This is a genomic window from Thermoplasmata archaeon (assembly GCA_038729465.1).
GTDB lineage: Archaea > Thermoplasmatota > Thermoplasmata > Thermoplasmatales > ARK-15 > JAVRLB01.
Genome location: JAVYRZ010000028.1, coordinates 1 through 5,774 on the forward strand (window position 1 = coordinate 1; position 5,774 = coordinate 5,774).

5 protein-coding genes are annotated in these 5,774 nt (G+C 34.3%); 3 read left to right on the plus strand and 2 right to left on the minus strand.

Features of this window, described 5'->3' with window-relative positions; genetic code table 11:
- The first annotated feature begins 114 nt into the window (after positions 1-114).
- The 3 genes from pdxT (at position 115) to QXQ25_06300 (ending at position 2,137) form a co-directional block, all read left to right on the plus strand.
- Positions 115-696, plus strand: a complete 582-nt coding sequence (gene pdxT / locus QXQ25_06290; protein ID MEM0161310.1) for a pyridoxal 5'-phosphate synthase glutaminase subunit PdxT — start codon at positions 115-117, stop codon at positions 694-696.
- An 80-nt stretch (positions 697-776) separates the two neighbouring features.
- Entirely contained in the window at positions 777-1,883 is a 1,107-nt protein-coding gene (gene gcvT, locus QXQ25_06295; GenBank protein ID MEM0161311.1) for a glycine cleavage system aminomethyltransferase GcvT, read from the plus strand.
- A 17-nt stretch (positions 1,884-1,900) separates the two neighbouring features.
- Complete coding sequence (locus QXQ25_06300; GenBank protein MEM0161312.1) at positions 1,901-2,137, plus strand: hypothetical protein; 237 nt, start codon at positions 1,901-1,903, stop codon at positions 2,135-2,137.
- On the opposite strand, the gene QXQ25_06305 is transcribed toward QXQ25_06300, so the two are convergent.
- Both QXQ25_06305 and QXQ25_06310 read right to left on the minus strand, forming a co-directional pair.
- Positions 2,103-2,702 (minus strand): site-2 protease family protein, encoded by a 600-nt coding sequence (locus tag QXQ25_06305; GenBank protein MEM0161313.1) that lies wholly within the window; start codon positions 2,700-2,702, stop codon positions 2,103-2,105. The genes QXQ25_06300 and QXQ25_06305 overlap by 35 nt on opposite strands.
- A gap of 78 nt (positions 2,703-2,780) precedes the next feature.
- A partial coding sequence (locus tag QXQ25_06310) for a tetratricopeptide repeat protein (GenBank protein MEM0161314.1) occupies positions 2,781-5,774 on the minus strand: 2,994 nt, incomplete at its 5' end.

Consider the following 5,774-nt stretch of genomic DNA (forward strand, 5'->3'; position numbering starts at 1 on the left):
GTGCAGTTTCATCCGGAAGTAGATAATACAGAATTTGGATACGAGATTTTTAATAATTTTTTAGATACTATTAAATCATAGCTTTTATATTTTTAATGTGCATTCAGGGTATTGATGAAGATTGGAATATTGGGTATTCAAGGTGACGTAGCTGAGCATTTTGCAATGGCTGAAACAGCGTTGATAGATCTGAATATGAAGGGCACTGTATCCATAGTCAAGACTTTAAAAGATCTGGATGTAGAGGGTCTGATCATACCCGGTGGCGAAAGCACTACAATCACAAAATTCTTGATCAAAGAGCGGCTTTTTGATAAGATCATAGAGAGGGTTAATGCAGGTTCGTTACATTTAATGGGTACCTGCGCAGGCGCGATCGTGATGTCCGACTCTGTAATAGATTCTTCAATTAAGCCTATGCATATCATTCCTATGGCTGTGTCAAGAAACGCCTACGGTAGGCAAGTTGATTCTTTTGAGGTAAACATAAATATCAAGAGTTTTGAATCTCCGTTTAAGGCTATTTTTATAAGGGCACCAAAGATCTTGAATGTATCTGATACTGTTGATATTCTGGCTAAAAGTGGTAGTGAAATTCTGTTTGTAAGATATAACAATAACTTTGCACTTACTTTTCATCCTGAGCTTTCTGGAGACTCTCGAATACACAAACTCTTTATTTCTGGATTAGAATAAAGAGAGACCCCTTCACTTCCAATGGAGAGAATTCTTAATATTCATGATAGTAATACTCATGTAACTATCAGGTGATTTAAATGTCCAAAAAAACGCCATTATATGATTTGCATGTGAAATATGGTGGTAAGATTGTAGATTTTGCAGGATTTTTACTGCCATTAGAGTTTAGTAGTATAATAGAGGAACATAATGCAGTAAGGAACAATGTAGGTATGTTTGACGTATCGCATATGGGCGATATAATTATCAAAGGCGAAGACGCAACTGATTATTTAGAGTATATATTACCCTCTAAAGTATCTAATTTGAGAGATTTTACTGCTCGTTATTCCTCTTATCTGAATAACTATGGTATTATGATCGATGATACTATTGTGTCAAAGATAAATAGTGATACCTATCTTCTAGTACCAAATGCTGCAACTGAAGAGCTGATTTATAAATGGCTCTTGGAACATAAAAAGAAATATAATGTAAGTATCATAGACCGAACATTATTGTATGCGTGTATAGCTGTACAGGGTCCAAAAGCATCTGATTTAGTATCTAGAATAACAGATTATAATATAAAGAGCATGGAAATGTTTGATCTTGCATTTGTAACAATTAATGGGATTGAGACAAGAGGTGACGATTTTATCCCCTATAATCATGTACTATTATCCAAAACTGGCTATACTGGCGAAGATGGATATGAAATCATAGTTCAGAATGAGTATGCTGATGATATATGGGAGCTATTAATGAGCTATGGAAAAGAGTACGGATTAAAATTGTGTGGATTAGGTGCTAGAGATACTTTAAGGATGGAAAAAGGTATGTTGTTGTCAGGTCAGGATTTCCATAATGATCGCACACCCTTGGAAGGTGGTATCAGCTGGATTATAGATTATGATCATGCATTTATAGGTAAAGAAGCGTTATTAGAACAGAAAGGTACAGACCATCAAATATTCAGAGGTTTCAAAATGCTTGAAAGTGGAATACCCCGACATGGCTATAAAATTTATAAAGATGATAAGGAAATAGGTATATTGACCAGCGGTACAATGTCCCCAACGCTAAAGATAGGTATCGGACTTGGATATATACCAAAGAGCATAAAAGTCAATGATAATGTGATGATAGATATCAGAGGAAGTAAAAAGAAAGCGATAGTTTCAAAACCAAAAATGGTTCCATAGGAAATGGAGGGGGGATCTTGTTAATAGAATCTATATACAAAGGTAAGGCGTACAGAATTGATACTGATAAAATAGTAAAGTTTTCAGAAAATAAGATTGGCATTGGAATAAAACCCTCTGAAGAGATATGGAGCGCAATCAAGCAGACCAAAAAATTCACAATGAATAATATTAATTATACAGTATCGCAAGAACTAGATATTGATGATGAAACATGGTTTATTTCAGGGGCAGAATCGAGACCCCAAAAATGAACTGAAGCACCAAAATCAGAGAAACAATCATTAATATTATATAAAGAGGAAGGTTCCATTTATAAATTTTCGAGCCGTCCAGAGGTGGAATTGGCAATAGATTAAAGAACCCAAGCCAGAAATTTATTACAGCTACAAAGATCAAGAAATGCAGAACTCCCACCAGAGATAACAGAAGGAACAATATCCCGACAAATAGGTTGTATATCGGCCCTGCTGCAGAGATCTTTCCATTATTGTCCCTGTCCACATAGCCATATATGGTGGTAGCACCGGGAGCAGCGAATACTATGCCGAAAAGGCTTGTAACTAATGCGAGCAATAATCCAGTATTCCATTTTATAAACTCTGCATAATAGTTGTAACGGAACGCTATGGCTTTATGCATCATTTCATGCCCCACAAATCCTGTGACCACAGCAAGAAATGATATTAAAAGATAAATCATGAATACAAAAGCATTTGCATTGTATATGCCAGTAAACGCAAATTTAAATGCAAGGGTCAGGGCCAAGGTGGCGATTATTATATCCCTGATCTCTTTTTTTGTAAATATGATTTTCATAGATATTGTACGAGAAACAGTCTCAGATATATTATAATTTTGTTTATGAGAAGTTGAGCAAATACCTTTATGGATAGATTAGAGATATAGATCTCCCTTTTCTGTTTTAACCTCTTTCTTTTCTTCCTTGATCTCCTTTTTTTCTTCATCCTTAAATCTGGAGAGGGCAATCTGAACAGTTCTCGCTTTTAAAATGCCAATATCCAGGTTTTTCATAATATAAAATATGTTTTCTGGAGGAGAATCTAATCTCACTTTTTTCAATAATGATTCCAATTCCAGATCTTTTAAATCTGGTTCGATATTTAAAGAGTAGCACATATATATATACGATTTCAAAAACTTGGTATCTTTGAGTGTGAGCGAAGGATCAGTGCCTAATATCGAGGCGAAAGTTATGTTATCAAGCTGTAAATTTTTATTTTTTTCTAGCATTTTTTTAATGATAGATTTAGAAATGGTTTCGAGCCTCAGTTTCAGGTCAGGGGACATGGTCTCAAGATCTGCATATTCTTCATTTTTAATATTTTCAAATACCTCATCAAGAATGGCGAGTGGAATCTCGAATTTTTTAAAAGCGTCTTTCTTCTTAATTTGCTTTTTGTTCTCATACTCGTATAATAATATTTTTTTAGAATAATCGTCAATCTTTTTTGATTGAAGCACTTTTTCGATCTCAGTTTTGCCATCTAATGCCACAGAATATGAAGGATCCGCCTTTAAAGCATTGTCAAATGCTCTTAAAGCATCCTCATCATCTCCGCGTGCCCTTAAAATTTGGGCTTTAAAGTACCAAGCAACCTTGTTGCCTGGGTCTAGACCTATCAGTTTTTCATAATATACTAGCGCTTTGTCAGGACTGCCCAGTTTCTCATAAACCTGCCCAATGTTTAATAACAGCTCTAGATTTTCGGCATTAATCATCTGCGCCCGCTCAAAGCTGCTCAGCGCGTTTTTATAATCCCCATTTTTTAGGTAAATCTCGCCTTTCTCCAGCCAAGAATCAAAATTTTTAGGGTCTTTTGCCAGAGCAGAATCAAAACTTTTAATAGCCTCATCAACTCTGCCTAGTTTATCGAGAATCGATCCGCGCATATGCCACGCGTCTCCACTCTGGTTGTATTTTAATGCCATATCCACATCTGTCAGGGCGTTTTCATAAGAACCCTTTATGTAATGGATCCTAGCATTCAAAAACCTCAGTTCATAAGAGTCATCAGAATCCTGTAAAGAAGTAGTAAGCGCAAGAGCATTATCATACTGCTCCATATCAAACAATATCCTCGCTTTTTCTAGCAAGTATCTGCTGTTCTTTTCTATGCTAATCGCTTTATTGATCATGTTCAGGCTCTGTTCCATATTGTTCTGTTTATGATATATCTTAGAAAACCTAAAATATATCTCCGCATCTTCTCCAAAATTCAAAGCTTCACTAAATGCAGATAATGCATCTTCAAATCTGGACATTGCCTCATATACCACGCCCAGATAAAAATAAGCTTTCTGGCTTTTTTCTAAACTTATCGCATTTTTCAAGCTTAAAACAGCATCGTCAAAGGTTTTAACAGATAGTTGTGAAAATCCAAGATTTATCCAGTAATCTGCATTTTTATTATCTATGTTTATCAATTTTTTGCATACATCTACAGATTCTTTAAACCGATCCAATTTTATATATAATGAGTTTAATTCTTCATATAATATAAAATTATCACCCAAAACCTCCAGGCCGTTTTTATATGTATTTATTGCCGTCTCGTATTTTTTCAGATTAATTTGTGCACTTGCAAGATCTCTATAACTCTGTAAATCTTTTGGATCTATTTTCAATATCTCTTTGCATTGTTCAATTATACAGTTAAAATCCACTTTTTTCTTGCAAATTTCTCTTTTTAGTTCAAAGAAACTTTTGTTGAGCTCAAATTTTAACGCATTGTTTACAGCGATGAGAGAATCGTCATATTTTTCCAACAAAAATAGAGCTTTTGCTTTGCTGTACATTGCAGCAGTATTGGTCTTGTCAAGTTTTAGGATCTTGTCAAATTCTTCCAGAGCATCGTTATATCTTTTGAGCATTATTAATGTATTGCCTTTGTTCAATATTGCAGGTATGTTATTTTCTTTAGAGCGTTCTGCCTTTTCAAAAGATACTAGCGCCTCTTCATATCTTTCAAGCTTTAATAACAATGATCCTTTGTTAAACCATGCGGATTCATCGTTCCAGTCTATTTCTAAGATTCTGTTGTATACTCCGATCGCACCTTCTAGATCGTTTAAAAGTTCTAAGCTTCGCGCTTTGTTAAAAAGATATTTTTTATTGTCTTTGTTGATAGAAATCGCGAAATTAAAACTTTCAAGAGCTTTATCATACTCTTTTTTAGACTGGTAGATCAATCCTAATAAATTATAAACTTCTGGATCTTTATCGTGCTCCAGAACGGTCCTGAAAACATTTTCTGCCTCTGTACTGTTCTTGATATTATAATATGCAAATCCAAGATCTTTCATAGCATCATAGTTTCCAGGATCTAAATTTAAGATATTTTTGCAGCTCTCTATGACTTTGTCATTGTTATTTAACATTTTAGAAACTTCTTTTCTTTTTATCCATAGCCGAATATTTTTTGGATCAAAGCTCAATGATGAATTTAGAGACTCTAAAGCATTTATATAATTTTTAGTTTTGATGTAAACATCTGCTTTTTCTTCCCATAATGCTGCCTTTTGGGGAGATAATTGGATAAGAGTATTCAGAATAGAAAGAGTATCTTCATACTTATCCAAGTTTTTCAGGATCTCTTTTTTCAGTATCAGAGCGTTAAAATTGGTATTTGAAAGTTTTAATACTTCGTCAATGTAAAGGAGAGCATTTGTCCAATCTTTTTTGTTAAAATAAGCATAGGAAAGATCATAAAATAGGTCTATGGACTTAACTCCCAGAGTCATCAATTTTTGAAGAACATCGATCATTTCCTCATACTTTTTCAATGTTTTCAGAACATTATTTTTTGCAATCAAAGCATCTTTATAATTATGATCCAGTTCTAGAGCTTTGTCTAAAGAACGCAGTGC

Bases quoted from the DNA above. Each gene is read 5' to 3' on its own strand.
- QXQ25_06305 (MEM0161313.1), bottom strand. From the start codon at position 2,702: ATGAAAATCATATTTACAAAAAAAGAGATCAGGGATATAATAATCGCC.
- gcvT (MEM0161311.1), top strand. From the start codon at position 777: ATGTCCAAAAAAACGCCATTATATGATTTGCATGTGAAATATGGTGGT.
- pdxT (MEM0161310.1), top strand. From the start codon at position 115: ATGAAGATTGGAATATTGGGTATTCAAGGTGACGTAGCTGAGCATTTT.